The following is a 16966-nucleotide window of genomic DNA, read 5'->3' on the forward strand; positions in this document are numbered from 1 at the left end:
AAAAGGCGGTTTGATAAATTAAGCTTTTTAGCACTTTTGCGTAAGTCCTATCTTATACCACATCAGCTAAATTAGCCGGAAAAGAAAATGTATGATCAAGACAAATAAATTAGCTTCGCTGACAACAACAGTATTTCTTTCAACATTGCTAACAGTCCCTCTGCTTTCTAGCTGCGGTGGAGGTTCCCAAAATGCTACGCAACCTCCAATTGACGATACTGTTGGGAGAAATTTAAATAATCGCGCTCCCGTAAATCAACCCCAAGCTAGGAGGGGATTAAGTACAGGGCAAAAAGTGGCAATATTGGCAGGAGCTGCTGGACTTTACTACCTCTACAATCAGCGAAAGAATGCCCAAGGAGCAGGAGCGCAGGGGAAATACTACCTTTCTAAGAATGGGCGTGTTTACTATCGAGATGCTCAAAATCGCCCTGTCTGGGTAACACCGCCACAAGAAGGCATTCGTGTTCCAGAGGAGGAAGCACAACAATACCGCGACTTTCAAGGATATAACAACAGTCCCACAGGGCGAGACTTAAGGGGTTTGGGTGCAGGTACTGTTCCGACATATTAATTTTTGTACAGATTATAAATAGATGGCGTTTAACCGTCATTCTATTTTTTTATAGAAACTTTTTCCAGATTTTAAAGTTAATATAGGAATCCGGTTTGATTTGGAGAAAATATACGTAGGATGTGTTAGCACGGAGAGTACGGCATCAAACTCGTGTTCATAGTGCGTTACGAACTCCGTTCTAACACACTCTACAATACTTAATTTCGTTCAAAAATCAAATAGTAATCCTATAATACTCATAAGTATAATATCAAGCATTATTATACTTTTTCAAAAAAGTATTTTTTAAAATTTTATACGAGTATATAGAAATCCTATTTAATTATTGAAAAGATTTTTACCTCTAATTTTTGTACAAGAGGGTTTTGAGTTTCAGGAGGCTTGCAAAATTAAAACCGGAGTCTTATATAGCCTAAGTTGCTCAATACATTGGAACTACACCTTAACAGGTATTGATTGCAAGCCGCATACTCGTGCTGAGGTAATTTTTGCTAGATATTATTACTCGTTGCAACTGCGGCGGGATGGGGGTTAGGTTTTTCCATAACGTGAAAAGTCTGTGTTTATATAAAGTTTCGGCAAAAAGCAGTATTCGTCCTGCCTCCTGCCTCTCTTGTTAATATTTTGATAGACAGTATGCATTTCTCCTCGCTATGTTACGACTAACTGAAGTAAAGCTCCCGCTTGATCATCCTGAAGATGCGATCAAGACTGCCATCCTTAAAAAGCTGCAAATCACGGACGAAGATTTGATCAGCTATTCTATCTTCAAGCGTAGCTATGATGCCCGTAAAAAAGGAGAGATTACCCTTGTTTATATTCTGGATGTAGAAACGACTCAGGAAACTCATCTACTCAAGCGCCTGAAAAAAGATCCTCATGTAATGGTCACGCCAGATATGAGTTATCGCCCAGTGGCAAAACCACCGAGCAATTTGGCGATTCGCCCCATCGTCATTGGTACTGGGCCTTGTGGATTATTTGCGGGTTTGATGCTGGCGCAAATGGGCTTTTGTCCCATCATTTTAGAACGTGGAAAACAAGTTCGCGATCGCACTGCTGATACTTTTGGCTTTTGGAAGAAAAAATCAGACTTCAACCCCGAATCTAATGCCCAGTTTGGCGAAGGTGGGGCGGGTACATTCTCCGATGGTAAACTCTACAGCCAAGTCAAAGATCCTCAGCATTATGGACGCAAGGTGCTAACCGAACTCGTCAATGCGGGAGCCTCACCGGAAATTCTCTACATCAACAAACCGCATATCGGCACTTTTAAACTGGTGGGAATCGTCCAAAGTATGCGTGCCAAAATCGAATCTCTCGGCGGTGAAATTCGCTTTCAAAGTCGGGTGGAAGATATCAACATCGAAAATGGACAGGTGCGGGGAGTCACCCTCGCCAGTGGGGAATATATCGCCAGCGATTATGTAGTTTTGGCGGTGGGTCATAGCGCCCGTGATACCTTCCAAATGCTATTTGATCGTGGAGTTTACATAGAGCCTAAACCTTTTTCTATTGGTTTTCGGGTCGAACATCCCCAAACTCTCATCGACCAATGCCGTTTCGGGCCTCAAGCTGGTCATAAGCTTTTAGGTGCTGCCGATTACAAACTGGTTCACCACTGCCAAAATGGTCGTTCCGTCTATAGTTTCTGTATGTGTCCGGGAGGTTTAGTGGTTGCAGCCGCGTCAGAGCCGGGGCGAGTCGTCACCAATGGAATGAGCCAATACTCTCGCAATGAGCGCAATGCCAATAGTGCGATCGTTGTGGGCATCACCCCCGAAGATTATCCGGGCAACGCCTTAGCGGGAATTGACTTCCAACGGCGTTTGGAAGAACGAGCATTTGAATTGGGTGGTGGAACTTATGAAGCTCCAGGGCAGTTGGTGGGAGACTTTCTCAACCATCGCCCCTCTACAGCATTCGGCACAGTTAAGCCGTCTTATACACCTGGGGTACATTTGGGTGATTTGAGTGAAAGTTTACCAGATTATGCGATCGCAGCCATCCGTGAAGCACTTCCCGCTTTTGACAAACAAATAAAGGGATTTGCGATGGATGATGCCGTGTTGACTGGGGTAGAAACCCGCACTTCATCACCGATTCGGATTAAACGCAAAGAGGATTATCAGAGTTTAAATACACTCGGTCTTTATCCGGCTGGTGAAGGCGCGGGATACGCCGGGGGAATCCTCTCTGCTGGTATCGATGGTATCAAGGTGGCGGAGGCGGTGGCTTTAAGTATTTTGAGGAATTGCGAGCGTAAAATCTGAAATAGTGAATGCGATGCTGACGGCGGTAAACTACGCTGTCTTTGCATCCGATTTTGGGTTGAGCTGTCCGTTCGCCTTAAATATTTTGCGAAAATGCGATCAAATTTAGCCAATAGAAAAGTATAGACATCAATCTATTCATTCGCTGCCATTAAAACTTCTGCATATAGTTGACTGCTGACCCGAAAATTTGCCTTGGCAACTAAATCATCCATCACAGGTTTAATTGCTGTGATTAACCCTTGTCGTTTTGCCGTCAGCAGAACACCAAATACCCCAGTAATTCTCAATCTCCGATCTGTTGCCGCTTGTCTACCCAAACGCTCATCAATTAGTAATCGGACTGCATTCACTTCAATAGCAAGAGCGATCGCCTCAGCCTCTCCCAAATTTATCAGATTTCGCAACTCACTGACTAATTCTTGGTTCTGCACTACTTGTATTTTTAGCCAAATTGCTGATTGAACTGCTGTAATGACATCCTCTCCAGCCCGCTCATCCAGCAGTTCATCATAAACGGCAGTTGGAATCAAAACTGTTTCATATAGCTGTTGTAAAAGATTAATTTGCCCAACTTTTGCTAAGTTCGAGATTGGCGAAGTGTTACTGACGATAGTCATCGTCAAGCTTATTCCTGCAATGTTTTGAGGTCTTCCTGAAATTCAGCTACATCATAATGAACACAAATGCCCCGATCAGCCAGTAATTTTTGAAACTGCATCCGATGCATTCCGAGCAATTCACTAGCTTTTCCTAAGCTTATTTTGTCCCGTTGGAATAGCATAATCACAATTTCCAACAAGAATTCGCGTTCTGGTAAGCCACTAGCTTCGATGATATCGTCCAAAACTGCCAGACTCATGGCTTTTTCTCCAGCTTTGTTTCTTGCATTTTAGCAGTTAGAATAGGCTACCCAGAGCGATCGCCTTCAACATAGTGCAAACCGTTAATCGTCTTAATACAACTCATATTTCATTAACTGACAGGGCAACGTTCCGTTGTACACTGCAATTCGCTTGGATGATTTTAGCCCAATCGATTGGGACAGTTCCTTGTTGCCACTCAGGACAAAGGCAGTCCAGCCTTTGAAGCGTTGTTTTAGCACATCGCCCAAAAGTTTGTAAAATGACCCTAAATCGCTATCTCGCCCCAGCCGTTCGCCATAGGGTGGATTGCAGAATAAAATCCCACTGTCTGCGGGGGCAACAACATCAGCAAGCTCCATTTGAGAAAACCATACATGGTTATCAACGCCGCAGTTTTGAGCATTATTAATCGCTTGCTCGATTATATTTTCATCGCGATCGCTTCCCCAAATAGGTGCAGGCAGGGTATCTAGTTGGCTATCCTTAGCTTCTTGCAGCAGCTTTTCTAAAAGGGATAAATCAAAATCGAGCCAATTTTCAAATCCAAAGGATTCACGAAACAGTCCTGGTGCGATATTCAGTGCCTTTAAGCTAGCTTCGAGAGGTAAAGTGCCAGAGCCACAAAGAGGATCGTAGAACATCTGGTTTGGCTCCCAACCCGAAAGTTGAATCAAGGCAGCAGCTAAAGATTCCTTTAGAGGGGCTGCTCCAACCGCAGGACGGTAGCCTCGGCGATGCAGACTATTTCCAGAACTGTCGAGTTTAACGGTACAATTATCACGTTCAATATGAACATTGACCCGCACATCTGGGGCATGAAGCTCTACATTTGAACGCTCACCCAGGTTTTCTTTCTGTTGGTCAACGATCGCATTTTTGACCTGGAGAGATGTGAAGTGGCTGTGGTTGAGGCGATCATTTTTGCCTGTGACATTCACCGCCAAAGTCATGTCTGGCGTTAAATAGTTTTGCCAATTGATACTCTGGATACCGTGATAGAGATCCTTGGCATCAAGGCATGGAAACTCATGGATATTCACCAAGATTCGGAACGGCAGCCTAGCCCAGAGATTGACGCGATAAAGTAGAGTGCGATCGCCCTCAAAGGCTACACCGCAAAACCCAGGCTCTACTGAATGAGCGCCTAGCTGCTCTAACTCTTGAGCCGCGAGGGTTTCTAATCCGCGAGCAACCGTTGCAAAATACTGATTCATCCTCTAATCCAAAACATACTCTTCACTGCTGACCCATTGACGCACTTTAGCTTAACTCATATCTTGGTGATATTCTCTCTCGTTAAGTCTGCGATTATAACCTTTTAAGTAACTTAGCATCACTTGCCCCAGACAAAGGAAATCAAGCTGGAGTAAGGACACAGTAAATTTTTGTGGAAAGAGATTATTATTTCTTCATTTTCAGTACTATCTTAAATTCAATTAACCCTGATAACATCAAGCTGAAATAGTGTTCAGGCATTTTGCAATACAACCCATTAATTAAAATCGTCAGAGGGATAAACAATGACTTTTGTATCTGATATTGTTCTGCTAAAAGACTTAACATCGTCAGCAGATAAGGATTTGGGCCGGGTAAAAGCCGTACTTCCGGCGACGGTAAATCGGTTAACCAACCCGACGTTAGCAAGTATCTATGGTAATGACCTGAAATTTGGTATTGCCTCCTTCAAGGATAAGCCAATACCGCCTTTTGGGGGTTACGCTGACTATGTATATAAACCAGAAGTCGCTTTAACAAATAATGTCACAACAATCAAAGACAAAATCTTTGACCTTGAAGCTTTTGGTGGCAATGATAGCTCCGAATCACAATTAGACGCACTCTTGTACACAGCTTTAGATAGCGGTGGCAGTCTCGGTTACAGAGTGGGTTCATTTCGTGTTGTTATAATAGCCACCGATAGTGTTTATCACGTTGCAGGCGATCGGGCAGCAGTTCGTCCAAATGATACTATTGCCAATAATGGAGATGGTGTAATTGATCCTAATGAAGATTATCCAGAGATTGGACAAGTAAAAACTGCGCTAGAAGCAAATAATATTATTCCAATTTTTCTAACTACGAGTGATGTTGCACTCGATTACGAGATACTAGTTACCCAGCTTGGTCGAGGTGGTGTACTAACTCTTGATTCTAAAAGTGAGAATTTTGCTGATGCCATAAAAGAGGCAGTTGCTCTATCCAGAAATGTCATAAGTACTGATGTTGTTACCACAAATGGAGACGATACCCTTAGTTGGGGGAATTTTTTGGCTGGCGATCAGGTTATTTTTGCTGGGGACGGTAATGATAGTATTTCGCTTTCTGGTGTTATTGGCAACCATTACATTGATGGCGGGGCAGGTTCTGACAACCTTGTTGGTGGAGATGGTGCAGACAGAATAGATGGGGGTAGTGGTGACGACAACCTTCTGGGGGGCAAGGGTAATGATATTCTTTTTGGCAGTAGTGGAAAAGATATTTTGATTGGGAATAAAGGCAATGATTACTTACAGGGAGATAGTGGGGACGACTTCTTAAAAGGAGGCGCTGGTTCAGATAAGTTTGCATTTGCAACAGGATCAAAATTTGATATTAAGGAACTCGGAGTTGATATTATTGGTGACTTCAATCCTAAGCAAGACAAGATCCAACTATCTAAATCTACCTTTACCGCTCTAAGTAACTCAGTCTTTCCAACTGAATTAAATTCCGCAGACTTTGCTACAGTGACAAACGATACTTTAGCAGCAAGTAGTAGCGCGGTAATTGTTTATAATATCGCAAATGGTAGTATCTTTTATAACCCTAATGGTTCGGCAGATGATTTTGCTGATATAAATTCCGGGGGTAAATTTGCACAATTGGGTGCTAGCTCCTTTCCGGCTCTAACTACCGCTAGTTTTGAGATAGTTTTGTGATTGATGTTAGCTTAATTTTCAACTTCACATAAGAGACTTCCAAGAAATAAAGGAAGGAAGGAAAAGTGAGATGCTCCCAGGCAAACGAATTGAACTAAGATTACTCTATAATTTTTTAAAATCAATCATTGTCTGACGATAAGTATCTGGCAAACCCGTATCAAAACACTTGCCTTTAACAACGTATCCTGTCATCCTCTCTTCCTGACGTAATCTGTCAAGACAAGATGTTAACTGAAATTCGCCTCGTTCTCGGAAATTTTGGTTGATGTGTTCTGCTAAAAAATCAAAAATTTTTGGCGTTAGTAAATACAAACCAAATATACATAAAAACTCATTTTCTGCCATTCCCTGTACACGTAAATATTGTTGTGCATACTCAATGGTAGGTTTTTCATAGAGTTGTGTAACTTCCAGAATCGAGTTTAACTCTTGCCAAACTCCTGTTACACATCCAGATGTATGAAGATTTTCTGCTGGCGTTGTAGTTAAGCTAACAACGCTTTGATTAACTTGTTCATAAACATTTAAAAGTTGACTAGCACAAGATTTGTCAATATCAGATGCATAAATGTGGTCGCCCAACATTAGCAAAAACGGCTCATTTTGCACCCAATCTTTGGCACAAAATACCGCATGACCATAACCTAATTGCTCCTCTTGCAATAAAATCGTAATTTTGCTACCTAAATCTTCAATATATCGGCTATATTCTTGATTTTGCGGTGAAAGTTTATTTAAAAGTTCTTTTTTAGGTGGGTTTTTCAATAAATCTTCAAATATTTCTTTGTCATCCGGCTGTACCACAATCCCCACTTCTGTAATTCCAGCACTCATTGCTTCTTCAATAATTGCTAAAATCACAGGTTTTGCCCTACCATCTCGATCAATAATCGGAAAAAGTTCTTTTTTCACAACTTTAGTAGCTGGAAACAATCGAGTCCCAAAACCAGCTACCGGAATCACAGCTTTTCTAACTTTATTTTTCTGCATTAATCCTCAATCCTCATCAGCTTAAAATCTCCCCTGCCCCCTGCCTCTTGCTCACTCCAACTTCTCAAACAACTCTGCTAACACCACATTAGAAAACAAAAACCCTTGGGGATCAATCAAACGCAACCTTCCCTCTGCAACTTCCACCCAACCTTGATCAAAATATGATCGCAAACACCTGCAAATTTTCTCCACCTTCTCTTCCCCAAACCCCTCGGCCAACACTGCCAAACTCACACCTTCCGCCAAACGCAACCCCAACATTAACGTTTCTAACAATACTTCCTTTGGGGAAGTCACATCACAATCAATTACACCGCCAGCTTCTACCCACTGGTAATACTCCCTAGTTTTACGGGGACGAGTGAAGCGTTTCCCGTCAACATAACTCGCCGCACCCATACCAAAGCCATAGTAAGGGCGGTTTTCCCAATAAACTCGATTATGCCGACACTGATGACCAGGTTGAGCATAATTAGAAATTTCATAATGCTCATAACCTGCACTAGTCAAAACCTGCTGCCCCATCTGGTACATTTTGACTGTAGCTTCATCCGTAGGCAAAGGAGTATCGCCAGGTTTGTAGTAACGACCAAAGGCTGTACCTGGTTCGATGGTAAGATCGTAGATAGAAATGTGAGTGGGTAAAAGTGCGATCGCTTTTAAGAGGGAATCTTGCCATTGATCCAAAGACTGATGCGGCAACCCAGAAATTAAGTCTAAGCTAAATTCGGGAATCTCGACTTGGTGGATTAGTTCCACAGCTGCAAAAATATCTTCAACTGAGTGCGATCGCCCCGCCCTTTGCAATAATTCTGATTGAAAGGCTTGTACACCTAAACTTACCCGGTTCACGCCAACATTGCGATAGCCTGCTATATGGGCTAAATCAAAGGTGGCTGGGTCAATTTCCATCGAAATTTCTGCCCCAGACGCAATACCAAAATGCTTCTCTAGTTCTTTTACTATCCGTTGTAGCTGCTCTATTGATAGCAGCGAAGGAGTACCACCGCCGAAGAAAATTGTCTTCAGGGGTTGAGCCAATGCTGGTGTAATGGCAATTTCTTGACATAGCACCTCAACATATTGGGAGATAGTACCAGATGTTTCGCCCCGCAAGCGATCGCCCACAACAGACACCGGAAAATCACAATAAAAACACCGCCGTCTGCAAAAGGGAATATGCACATACGCAGAACTCGCAATTCCAGAAATACTAAATTTTTGACTCATTTTGAGAAAAGATTAAGTTAACCCAACTGCGAATTAGAGACAATGAAAATGAGGTAATAATTCAGGAGTCAGGAGCCAGAATAATTGTAAAATCAAGCGTACAATAACTTCTTGATTTTATTAAACTTATTAAGTTTGAGTATCAAAGTCTTCTTAATTCTGGATTCTAAATTCTGAATTCTTACAAAATAAGTAGTTTTTTTACAAGTTTTTGTCGTTTTACAACGAAACAATGAAAAATATGAAGATAAAAGCCTTTGGTTATAATAATTGCAGATATTGCCCTACTAAACCCTTAGTGTAAGTCAATATTGATGAGTTTATCTTACCGATGAAATAAAAAATACTTAACTTTATCGGTGAACACAGTTGCAGGAAAACAAGACAACCATGCTTGACGCCATTATTATTTTCTCATTTATTCTGGCAGCGTCGGGAATAGGGTTCTACAGCATTGAACTACTGCCCAATGGCACACTAGATCAGGTAACAAATCTTGAAGCTTTACGCTTAGTTGTTGCCGTCTTTGCGGCTATTATTGGTGGTGCGATCGGGCTGAGTTTTCAGACGACATATCGTCGCCTAGAATCACAAATCAAAGAAATGCCTCTGGAAGTGATTTTAACTCGTGCGATCGGCTTAGTGATTGGGCTATTACTAGCTAACCTGATGCTAGCCCCACTATTTTTGCTACCCATCCCGGCAGATTTTGGATTTATTAAGCCATTGGTGGCAGTTGTTGGTAGTATTATCCTCTCCGTGACTGGCATGAATTTGGCAGACACCCACGGGCGAGGGTTATTACGGTTTATTAATCCCAACACCGTCGAATCGATGGTAGTGGAAGGTACGCTAAAACCCGCCAATACTAAAGTTTTAGACACCAGCTGCATTATCGATGGTCGCATTGAAGCATTACTAGAAACAGGGTTTTTGGAAGGGCAAATTCTTGTACCGCAGTTTGTCTTGCAAGAACTCCAACAAGTAGCGGATGCTAGTAAAGACCAAAAGCGGGTGCGGGGAAGACGAGGACTAGAAATTCTCAACCGCATTAAAGAAGAATATCCCGATCGCATCGTGATTAATACAATTGACTACGAAGATATTCCTACAGTTGATGCCAAGTTGGTGCGCTTTGCCCAAGAAATTAACGGTACATTGTTAACCAATGACTACAATTTGTCTAAAGTCGCTAGCGTCCAGAAAGTACCTGTTTTAAATGTAAATGATTTAGTGAACGCCGTCCGTCCCAGTTATTTACCAGGTGACAACCTGGATTTGAAAATTCTCAAGGAAGGCAAAGAACCCAGTCAAGGCATTGGCTACCTAGATGACGGCACAATGGTAGTCGTTGAAGAAGGCAGCAGTTATGTGGGTGGTGAACTGCGAGTAGTAGTTACTAGTGCTTTGCAAACCACCGCAGGAAGAATGATTTTTGCCAAACCCCAAGCTTCCGCATTGGCGTGAGGGAAATGTCCGGTGCAATTAAATATAAATTGTGCAATCGGTGCAGTCAACCTGCACCGATTATTTATTTGGACTCATCAGACTCAGTTACCTGCAAATACTGTAACTGCTCAATTGATAACCCTGTCAACCTTGCTATCTGTTCTAATGGCATACCAGTATTCAAAAGATTGCTTGCCACTTCAAGTAAAGCTTCAGCTTTGCCTTCAGCTTTGCCTTCTTCTAAAATATCTTGATAAATCACTGACTCGCGCATAATATCTGACCTCAAAACTCGTCTGATAACCTCTTTGTCTAATACTAAACCAGCTAAAATCGCTACAAAATTTTGGATTTAAAACTTTCAAAGCTAAAAAATGACATCCACTCACTTATATGCTAAATGAGTGGAGGTTACTAATGGGGATTATCAGTTTAGCTATTTCAAAATTGCTCAAGCTAAAGCGGTTCCTGGTGGTAGTTGTGGTGGCTCACCTGTTTGCCCTGGTGTAGGTACAACTTTAGGGTGTGTTGGATCAAAATCGGTTTCCGGAATTCCCAAGTTTTGTCTTAACCACTTACTTACCCAGCTACCGCCATTGATGGCTTGAGCTTCTTCATCAAATAACTCTACACAGTTTTGTAAGTCAAAAATCTTGATCTTAGTCATTTTACAAAAGTCCTGACAACTTTGTTATCCGTTTGCCATAAAAATAATATACTGCAAACCAATCAAAGACAAGCAAACTTATTCAACATATAGGATTACTATTTGATTTTTGAACGAAATTAGGTGTTGTAGAGTGTGTTAGAACGGAGTTCGTAACGCACTATTATCAAGGGTTTGATGCGTTATGCTGTCGCTAACACATCCTACGGATATTTTCATAAATCAAACCGGATTCCTATAGTAGTTTATTGTGTTGAATACCACAATTAAAAAGCTTCCAGGAGCAGGGCGGCCACATCTAAATTACTCTTGATCACAACCAAGGTTAAAAAGCTCTGAAATTCTTTAATCTAAACATTTATATATAAGAATTTTCATAAATCTCTAATGGCAAATTATCTGGGTCTTTAAAAAAAGTAAATTTTTTATTTGTAATTTCATCAACTCTGATATTTTCTACCTCTATTCCTTTCGATTTTAAATAAAAAACAGTTTCCTCAACATCATCAACTTTAAAAGCAAGATGTCTTAAACCACAAGCCTCTGGTTTACTCGGCCGTTCTGGAGGATTTGGGAAAGAAAATAGCTCTATTTGAGCATTTTCTCCAACTCGTAAATCTAATTTATAAGAATTTCTCTCAGCGCGAAAAGTCTCTTGAATAATCGGAAATCCTAAAACTTCTACATAAAATTTTTTGGAGCGATTGTAGTCAGAACAAATAATAGCTACATGATGAATACCAGTGGTTTTCATTGTTGTTTTGCTTATTTTACTACAATTATTAACATAGTGTACGTAGGTAATAACACAACCACATTACACCTTCTCAAGTATAGGTTAAGCTTTAATCTTTTTAATTCCTGAAGGAGTGCATGTATCCAATAGACTTGTCCGTAAATTTATAATCCAGGATGAGAGTAGGTAAGGGACTTCCAAATAAAAAAATATACATAAAGGCAGGAGGGCAGAGAGCAGTTGCCTATTGCCTTCTTGCCCGATGATGCCCTATCCCCATTAAAATCAAAATCGTTTGTGCAAACCGAGTGCAAAATTCTCTCATTACATCAAAATTTACAAATCTTGATGTTCATCGTTACGCGCTCATAAGAAAATGATCATAACAAAGCGGATACAACGCCTAAAAAGCTTGAGCATTTAGGAAATCAAAACTTCCATGCTTATAGAAGCTGGCAATTTGAGTTGCAACAAATTAATCCAGCAATTTGATTGGACTGGATGAGCAATCTGAAATTTATTTATAAATCGAAACAATTTTCTTAAACTTTCGTTAACAGGAGAAACAGTTAATGCCATTTGGACCAGCTTCACGCCTGGGAGTAAGTTTATTTGATGAAACCCCTCCCGTTGAGTGGGTATCAGGTCGCTCACAAGAAGAAGCAGAAACAATCATTCGGGCAGTCTATCGGCAAGTATTAGGCAATGCTTATGTGATGGAAAGTGAGCGGCTGGTTGTGCCCGAATCTCAATTTAAGCGAGGTGAATTGAGCGTCCGCGAGTTTGTCAGAGCAGTGGCTAAATCTGAACTCTATCGTTCTCGCTTTTTCACCAGTTGTGCGCGCTACCGGGCGATCGAACTCAACTTCCGCCATCTGCTGGGTCGTCCACCGCTAGATTTAGAAGAAATGCGGGCACACAGCACCATTCTTGATACTCAAGGGTTTGAAGCTGAGATTGATTCTTATCTCGATAGTGATGAATATCAGTCCACCTTTGGTGAGAACATTGTGCCTTATATCCGAGGCTACAAAACCGAAGCTCTTCAGAGTATGGTGCAATTTACTCACACCTTTCAGTTGGTGCGGGGTGCTTCCAGCAGTAGCTTGAAGGGTGACTTGTCGGGTAAGGCTCCCAAGCTAAATTCTTTAGTAATTCAAAGCACACCCACAGCAGTAATTTCACCTGCTAGTGCTGGGGCAACCTTCTCTCCACCTCCCACTGGTGCCCGTACTCGTCTTGGAGTCGATGCTAGTGCTGGTGGTAAAGTTTACCGGATTGAAGTAACAGGTTATCGTGCTAAAACCTTCAATAGTATTTCCAAGTTTCGCCGTTCCAACCAAGTCTTTCTGGTGCCCTACGAAAAGCTCTCTCAAGAGTATCAGCGCATTCACCAGCAGGGCGGTGTGATCGCAAGTATCACTGCTGTATAAATTCAGGTGCAAACTTAAAAATTGAGGAGCATAAATTTCAATGGCATCCCAGACAATTCTTGAACTTTGGCCCGCTAGTGACTTAGAGGAAGTTCAAACTATCATCCGTACAGTTTACAAACAAGTTTTAGGCAACCCTCATGTCATGGAGAGTGAGCGGTTGGTGACAGCAGAATCACAATTGTGCGATCGCTCCATCACTGTGCGGGATTTTGTTCGCGCCGTTGCCAAGTCTGATTTTTATCGTACCCGCTACTTCGAGTCTTGCGCTCCCTACCGTTTTGTAGAACTTAACTTTCTGCACTTGCTTGGTCGCGCACCCCAGGATCAACGAGAAGTTTCCGAGCATATTGTTCGCACTATAGCCGAGGGCTACGATGCTGAAATTGATTCCTACATTGATAGCAGTGAATATCAAGCAGCCTTTGGCGAAAACGTAGTACCCTACGATCGCGGTAAAAGCAGCGAAGCCAACTTCAAGCAAGTAGGCTACAACCGAATGTTTGCTATTGATAGAGGCCCTGCCCAAATTGATAGCTCAGTCAAGTCTGCACAATTGGTCTATGCTGTGGCTACCAACAGTGCCAATGCTATTAATGCCTCTTCGTCTACCGTCATTGGTTCTGGTAGCGAAAAACGTTTCAAAATCGTAGTCACAGGTTCCAAATTCGACAGCCCCCGCCGCATCAGTACGACTGAGTACATTGTTCCAGCTAGTAAAATGACCCCGCAAATTCAACGGATTAATCGCACTTCTGGCAAAATCGTCAGCATTACTGAAATGGCATAACAAGGAGTCAGAAGACAGAATTCAGAATACCCCAGCAGTCAAATCAGGGCGAAGAGTCACGGAAAGAATTTAATATCACACGCGTTTAAAATCGCTTGCTCTAAACCTCTTTTATACATTTAGTCGCACAGAATCCCCAAGCTGGATTCTGGCTCCTGAATTCTGAATTCTTCTTCGGTAACGTTTTCCAGGGTGGGCATTGCCCACCCAAGATGATTAACTTTTTTAATTTACAATTTTTCAAAAAATCACAGGAAAATCCTAAATTTAGGAGGTATAACATGGCACTTTGGATAGAAGCCGAGTCTGTTGAATTACGCGCTAACGCCACTGAGGATGATCTGCAAGGCGTGATCCGAGCAGTGTATCGGCAAGTTTTGGGCAATGCTCATATATTTGATAACCAACGGCTTACCAGTGCAGAGTCTCAATTGCGGAACGGTGACATCACTGTTACTGGCTTCGTCAGAGCCGTGGCTCAATCTGATCTATACCGTTCGTTGTTTTTTGAAACTTCTTCTCCCTATCGTTTTATCGAATTAAACTTTAAACATTTGCTCGGTCGCGCTCCGCAAGATCAGGCTGAAGTGGCAGAACATGTGCAAATTTACAACACTCAGGGTTACGCAGCAGAAATCAACTCCTACATTGATAGCAATGAATATATCAGGAGTTTTGGCGACAATATTGTACCCTTTGCCCGTGGTAATCGTACCCAAGCTGGGGTCAAGAATATCGTTTTTAACCGTAGCTTTGCATTGATGCGGGGATTTGCTGCCAATGATTTGGGCAAATCAGCAAAATTGATTAGCGACATTGGCACTAACCTCGCTACCAAAATTGTTTCCCCCCCTCGTGGTTCGGGTGCTATCAGCAATACAGAGAAGCGGTTCCGTGTTGCTGTCTCCAAAGCCAATTTTGGTGTTCGGATGACTAAAAGCATGGCAACCTTTGACGTAGGATACAACCAGCTAGCCCAGAAAATTCAGAACATCCACAAAACAGGAGGCAAGATTCTTAGTATCACGGAAATAGCTTAACGCTACCAATGGGGAATTTTCCAGCCTCTAACATTTTGTATATGGATGGTTTGTAGGGGTAAATTGGGAGATTCTCCAATCCAAAAGCAAATAGCTAAAAATACAAACCAAAGAGTTGATGAATATTACGGAGTTTGTTGCAAATTCTATTGGGCGTTGGCGATCGCAACGCAGTGTCCATCATTTAGCATTCGGTCACTTTGAAGCCGTACAGTCTGAGATAGATATCATTGCTCTCCTAGATGATGATCCGGCAGTGATTGACTTGTGTAAAACCTATAACATTGATCCTCAAACAGTTGTTTCTCCTTTTCGGATGAGTTGGGAAGGCCAATCAGACTGGGATGAAAATGAAATCAAAGGTAGTTGCGTCCTAGTTCCTATTCCTGATCCAACTCATCCCCATCGTGGTAAACTTCTGCGCGATCAAGGCTATGCCGAAACGATCGCAGCGGCCGGCGATTATTACTTAACAGAAGACAGCACATTCGTGCTAGTTACCACCTACGATCGCGCCGCCGCCGAAGAAAAGATATGGTTTGTCAACCCCAATGTCCGTTGTCGGGTTTCTCTAATTAAAACCAGCGCTGGTACAGGAGTTGTCACTGCTTCTTTTTCTTCCGAAATCCGCCAGAATATTCACAAATAAACTAGATCCAAAAATGGCTCTCTAGGCATTTCTGGTCATATATATACAACGTCAGAGCGTGCAGTCTCAATATGAACTGACCACGTTAGTTTCGTTATGTCATTAGTCTTGCAATAGACACTTTTGCCATAGGTTAAGGTCATAATTTTGAATTTTGCAGAAAGTGCGGTCTTGGGCAAAGTCCAAGAGGTAACTTTACAAGACAAACTCTGTATTGTTTATTTATCCTTATCTACTTATGAATTCTTCACCACCACATATCCGCGACAGTAAATCGAACCATTTAATCACCCTAGCTCGTTGGATGTCAGGGGATTTCAGCAATTATAAACAGGCATTTGAAAATCCTAAAGATTACGCCCATATTCACGTATTATTTCGTCCATTACCGTTTGAATTTTTCTCAGGAATCGGGCTTTATTCAGAACAGGTTTATGACTATGATTTGTGGAGACCTTATAGACAGGGAGTACATCGCTTAGTAGATCGTGGCGATGAGATTTATATCGAAAACTACAGTTTAAAAAATGCCCTTATCTATGCTGGTGCAGCTCGTGAGTTAAGCATTCTTAAAACCATTACACCAGATTGTATCGCACGCAGATATCACTGCTCGATGATTTTTAAACGCGAGGGAGATAGATTTATAGGCGCTGTTGAGTCTGGAAACTTGTGCTTAATTGAGAAAAATGGCTGCCAGACTTATCTCGATAGTTACGTTGAAATTACACAAACTACTTGGGTCAGCCTAGATAGAGGGCTGGATGTCAATACACACGAGCAGGTATGGGGATCTACCTTTGGGGCTTTGCGGTTTGAAAAGCGGGAGGGTTTCGCCCATGAAGTCCCAAACATTCTATGATCTTTCCCTGCCTAATCTGGCCATTAAAGCGAATATGCTACCCCCAGAAGCGCAGAAAAAAATGCAGTGCTGGATTCGCAGCAGGCATTTAATTTGTTCAGGTCATTTCTTTGTTTTTGAAACCGTAGATTATAGTGCTATTGAGCGTTTTTCCGAATGTGTGGGAGCGTTAGGAGGCACTATTATTTCGGTTGACCCAAGTAATAAAATTTGGATGGGCGATCATCGTCAAGTGATTCTATATCAGGCAAGAGCCAGTTTGCATACACCCTGTCACAATTTGAAACAATATTGGATAAAATATGGAGGCTTTCGCAGCCGATTTGATGAGCAGGCTTAAAGTCAGTAAATCGCAAAGTTTTCTTCAAAAGCGATCGCCAATCATGGACTATGTACGCCTTTAGTTACTAATAATACGAAATATAAAAAATGGCTGGGGTGTTGATTTTTGTGCCGATCTCATTGAGGCAGCAAGGCATA

18 protein-coding genes are annotated in these 16966 nt (G+C 41.9%); 10 read left to right on the top strand and 8 right to left on the bottom strand.

Features of this window, described 5'->3' with window-relative positions:
* Positions 1-91 precede the first annotated feature (91 nt).
* Both CDC33_RS10855 and CDC33_RS10860 read left to right on the top strand, forming a co-directional pair.
* Positions 92-574, top strand: coding sequence for a hypothetical protein (locus CDC33_RS10855; protein WP_109008485.1), 483 nt, complete (start codon positions 92-94; stop codon positions 572-574).
* Between the two features lie 656 nt (positions 575-1230).
* Positions 1231-2850, top strand: coding sequence for an NAD(P)/FAD-dependent oxidoreductase (locus CDC33_RS10860; RefSeq protein WP_109008486.1), 1620 nt, complete (start codon positions 1231-1233; stop codon positions 2848-2850).
* Between the two features lie 134 nt (positions 2851-2984).
* Here the strand turns inward: CDC33_RS10860 and CDC33_RS10865 are convergent, their stop codons facing one another.
* The 3 genes from CDC33_RS10865 to CDC33_RS10875 all read right to left on the bottom strand — a co-directional run bounded on the left by CDC33_RS10865 (position 2985) and on the right by CDC33_RS10875 (position 4930).
* Positions 2985-3470: a PIN domain-containing protein gene (locus CDC33_RS10865; RefSeq protein WP_109008487.1), complete on the bottom strand. Its 486-nt coding sequence runs from the start codon at positions 3468-3470 to the stop codon at positions 2985-2987.
* An 8-nt stretch (positions 3471-3478) separates the two neighbouring features.
* Positions 3479-3712 (bottom strand): UPF0175 family protein, encoded by a 234-nt coding sequence (locus CDC33_RS10870; RefSeq protein WP_109008488.1) that lies wholly within the window; start codon positions 3710-3712, stop codon positions 3479-3481.
* Positions 3713-3805: 93 nt separating this feature from the next.
* Positions 3806-4930: a THUMP domain-containing class I SAM-dependent RNA methyltransferase gene (locus tag CDC33_RS10875; protein WP_109008489.1), complete on the bottom strand. Its 1125-nt coding sequence runs from the start codon at positions 4928-4930 to the stop codon at positions 3806-3808.
* 306 nt (positions 4931-5236) lie between these two features.
* On the opposite strand from CDC33_RS10875, the gene CDC33_RS10880 reads away from it, so the two are divergent.
* Positions 5237-6634 (top strand): hypothetical protein, encoded by a 1398-nt coding sequence (locus tag CDC33_RS10880; RefSeq protein ID WP_109008490.1) that lies wholly within the window; start codon positions 5237-5239, stop codon positions 6632-6634.
* Between the two features lie 105 nt (positions 6635-6739).
* On the opposite strand, the gene CDC33_RS10885 is transcribed toward CDC33_RS10880, so the two are convergent.
* Together CDC33_RS10885 and hemW are read right to left on the bottom strand one after the other, a co-directional pair.
* Positions 6740-7627 (bottom strand): UTP--glucose-1-phosphate uridylyltransferase, encoded by an 888-nt coding sequence (locus CDC33_RS10885; protein WP_109008491.1) that lies wholly within the window; start codon positions 7625-7627, stop codon positions 6740-6742.
* Positions 7628-7678: 51 nt separating this feature from the next.
* Positions 7679-8860 (bottom strand): radical SAM family heme chaperone HemW, encoded by a 1182-nt coding sequence (gene hemW, locus CDC33_RS10890; protein WP_109008492.1) that lies wholly within the window; start codon positions 8858-8860, stop codon positions 7679-7681.
* 390 nt (positions 8861-9250) lie between these two features.
* On the opposite strand from hemW, the gene CDC33_RS10895 reads away from it, so the two are divergent.
* Positions 9251-10327 carry a PIN/TRAM domain-containing protein gene (locus CDC33_RS10895; protein WP_109008493.1) on the top strand — a complete coding sequence of 359 codons (1077 nt, stop codon included), beginning with the start codon at positions 9251-9253 and terminating at the stop codon, positions 10325-10327.
* A gap of 64 nt (positions 10328-10391) precedes the next feature.
* Here CDC33_RS10895 and CDC33_RS10900 read toward each other — a convergent pair whose 3' ends face one another.
* The 3 genes from CDC33_RS10900 to gloA2 form a co-directional block, all read right to left on the bottom strand.
* Positions 10392-10583, bottom strand: a complete 192-nt coding sequence (locus CDC33_RS10900) for an Rpn/YhgA-type helix-turn-helix domain-containing protein (protein WP_501193669.1) — start codon at positions 10581-10583, stop codon at positions 10392-10394.
* A gap of 177 nt (positions 10584-10760) precedes the next feature.
* Positions 10761-10976 carry a hypothetical protein gene (locus tag CDC33_RS10905; RefSeq protein WP_109008494.1) on the bottom strand — a complete coding sequence of 72 codons (216 nt, stop codon included), beginning with the start codon at positions 10974-10976 and terminating at the stop codon, positions 10761-10763.
* A 358-nt stretch (positions 10977-11334) separates the two neighbouring features.
* A complete protein-coding gene (gloA2, locus tag CDC33_RS10910; protein WP_109008495.1) occupies positions 11335-11730 on the bottom strand; it encodes an SMU1112c/YaeR family gloxylase I-like metalloprotein in 396 nt (131 codons plus the stop codon).
* Positions 11731-12284: 554 nt separating this feature from the next.
* On the opposite strand from gloA2, the gene CDC33_RS10915 reads away from it, so the two are divergent.
* The 6 genes from CDC33_RS10915 (at position 12285) to CDC33_RS10940 (ending at position 16826) form a co-directional block, all read left to right on the top strand.
* On the top strand, positions 12285-13145 hold the full coding sequence (locus CDC33_RS10915; RefSeq protein WP_109008496.1) for a phycobilisome linker polypeptide: 861 nt from the start codon (positions 12285-12287) through the stop codon (positions 13143-13145).
* Between the two features lie 40 nt (positions 13146-13185).
* Positions 13186-13935 carry a phycobilisome rod-core linker polypeptide gene (locus CDC33_RS10920; RefSeq protein ID WP_109008497.1) on the top strand — a complete coding sequence of 250 codons (750 nt, stop codon included), beginning with the start codon at positions 13186-13188 and terminating at the stop codon, positions 13933-13935.
* 281 nt (positions 13936-14216) lie between these two features.
* A complete protein-coding gene (locus tag CDC33_RS10925; protein ID WP_109008498.1) occupies positions 14217-14975 on the top strand; it encodes a phycobilisome rod-core linker polypeptide in 759 nt (252 codons plus the stop codon).
* 118 nt (positions 14976-15093) lie between these two features.
* Positions 15094-15624, top strand: coding sequence for a phycobiliprotein lyase (locus CDC33_RS10930; RefSeq protein WP_109008499.1), 531 nt, complete (start codon positions 15094-15096; stop codon positions 15622-15624).
* 238 nt (positions 15625-15862) lie between these two features.
* Positions 15863-16486, top strand: a complete 624-nt coding sequence (locus CDC33_RS10935; RefSeq protein ID WP_109008500.1) for a chromophore lyase CpcT/CpeT — start codon at positions 15863-15865, stop codon at positions 16484-16486.
* Positions 16464-16826: a CpeR family transcriptional regulator gene (locus CDC33_RS10940; protein WP_109008501.1), complete on the top strand. Its 363-nt coding sequence runs from the start codon at positions 16464-16466 to the stop codon at positions 16824-16826. Before CDC33_RS10935 ends, CDC33_RS10940 begins: the two co-directional genes overlap by 23 nt.
* Positions 16827-16966: the final 140 nt, after the last annotated feature.

The organism is Nostoc commune NIES-4072, from assembly GCF_003113895.1.
Taxonomy (GTDB): domain Bacteria; phylum Cyanobacteriota; class Cyanobacteriia; order Cyanobacteriales; family Nostocaceae; genus Nostoc; species Nostoc commune.

Excerpts from the sequence above, each read along its gene's own strand:
- CDC33_RS10860 (WP_109008486.1), top strand. The coding sequence starts at position 1,231 with ATGTTACGACTAACTGAAGTAAAGCTCCCGCTTGATCATCCTGAAGAT.
- gloA2 (WP_109008495.1), bottom strand. The coding sequence starts at position 11,730 with ATGAAAACCACTGGTATTCATCATGTAGCTATTATTTGTTCTGACTAC.
- CDC33_RS10930 (WP_109008499.1), top strand. The coding sequence starts at position 15,094 with ATGAATATTACGGAGTTTGTTGCAAATTCTATTGGGCGTTGGCGATCG.
- CDC33_RS10855 (WP_109008485.1), top strand. The coding sequence starts at position 92 with ATGATCAAGACAAATAAATTAGCTTCGCTGACAACAACAGTATTTCTT.
- CDC33_RS10905 (WP_109008494.1), bottom strand. The coding sequence starts at position 10,976 with ATGACTAAGATCAAGATTTTTGACTTACAAAACTGTGTAGAGTTATTT.
- CDC33_RS10865 (WP_109008487.1), bottom strand. The coding sequence starts at position 3,470 with ATGACTATCGTCAGTAACACTTCGCCAATCTCGAACTTAGCAAAAGTT.
- CDC33_RS10895 (WP_109008493.1), top strand. The coding sequence starts at position 9,251 with ATGCTTGACGCCATTATTATTTTCTCATTTATTCTGGCAGCGTCGGGA.
- CDC33_RS10870 (WP_109008488.1), bottom strand. The coding sequence starts at position 3,712 with ATGAGTCTGGCAGTTTTGGACGATATCATCGAAGCTAGTGGCTTACCA.
- CDC33_RS10900 (WP_501193669.1), bottom strand. The coding sequence starts at position 10,583 with ATGCGCGAGTCAGTGATTTATCAAGATATTTTAGAAGAAGGCAAAGCT.
- CDC33_RS10935 (WP_109008500.1), top strand. The coding sequence starts at position 15,863 with ATGAATTCTTCACCACCACATATCCGCGACAGTAAATCGAACCATTTA.
- CDC33_RS10920 (WP_109008497.1), top strand. The coding sequence starts at position 13,186 with ATGGCATCCCAGACAATTCTTGAACTTTGGCCCGCTAGTGACTTAGAG.
- CDC33_RS10915 (WP_109008496.1), top strand. The coding sequence starts at position 12,285 with ATGCCATTTGGACCAGCTTCACGCCTGGGAGTAAGTTTATTTGATGAA.
- CDC33_RS10880 (WP_109008490.1), top strand. The coding sequence starts at position 5,237 with ATGACTTTTGTATCTGATATTGTTCTGCTAAAAGACTTAACATCGTCA.
- hemW (WP_109008492.1), bottom strand. The coding sequence starts at position 8,860 with ATGAGTCAAAAATTTAGTATTTCTGGAATTGCGAGTTCTGCGTATGTG.
- CDC33_RS10885 (WP_109008491.1), bottom strand. The coding sequence starts at position 7,627 with ATGCAGAAAAATAAAGTTAGAAAAGCTGTGATTCCGGTAGCTGGTTTT.
- CDC33_RS10925 (WP_109008498.1), top strand. The coding sequence starts at position 14,217 with ATGGCACTTTGGATAGAAGCCGAGTCTGTTGAATTACGCGCTAACGCC.
- CDC33_RS10875 (WP_109008489.1), bottom strand. The coding sequence starts at position 4,930 with ATGAATCAGTATTTTGCAACGGTTGCTCGCGGATTAGAAACCCTCGCG.
- CDC33_RS10940 (WP_109008501.1), top strand. The coding sequence starts at position 16,464 with ATGAAGTCCCAAACATTCTATGATCTTTCCCTGCCTAATCTGGCCATT.